The 663-nt window shown below is 65.6% G+C and carries 1 pseudogene; it reads left to right on the forward strand.

Annotated elements, in window-relative coordinates:
- Window positions 1–505, forward strand: a pseudogene (locus PUR53_RS00210) (alpha-1,4-glucan--maltose-1-phosphate maltosyltransferase); the annotation flags it as partial.
- Window positions 506–663: the final 158 nt, after the last annotated feature.

Genomic DNA, 663 nt, shown 5'->3' on the forward strand with positions numbered 1-663 from the left:
GGGCGTCTACTCCGGCTACGAACTCTGCGAGAACACCCCCCTCAAACCCGGCAGCGAGGAATACCTCGACTCCGAGAAATACCAACTCCGCCCCCGCGACTGGGACGCCGCCGAACGCGACGGACGCACCATCGCCCCCCTGCTCGGCAAGCTCAACGAGATCAGGCGTCGGAGCCCGGCGCTGCGTCAGTTGCGGGATCTGCACTTCCACGACGCCGACCAGGAAGCGGTGATCATCTACTCGAAGCACTCGGGCTCGAACACGGTTCTGGTGGTGGTCAACCTCGACCCCCACCACACCCAGGAGGCCACGGTCTCGTTGGACATGCCGCGACTCGGCCTGGACTGGCATGAGTCGGTGCTGGTGCGCGACGAGCTCACCGGCGAGGTCTACACCTGGGGCAGGAACAACTACGTACGTCTGGAACCGGGCCGCACACCCGCCCACGTACTGACCGTCCTGCGACCGTCCAACCCGCAGATCGGGGGGTCACCCACACCATGATCGTCAACGAGCCCGTTCCGGACACCTTCGAGGACACGCCGCAGAAGGACCGGGACCCGGACTGGTTCAAACGCGCCGTCTTCTACGAGGTCCTCGTCCGCTCCTTCCAGGACAGCAACGGCGACGGCATCGGCGACCTCAAGGGCCTGACCGCCAAA

The sequence above is a fragment of the Streptomyces sp. SP18BB07 genome (genome assembly GCF_036322545.1).
Taxonomy (GTDB): Bacteria; Actinomycetota; Actinomycetes; order Streptomycetales; family Streptomycetaceae; genus Streptomyces; species Streptomyces deccanensis.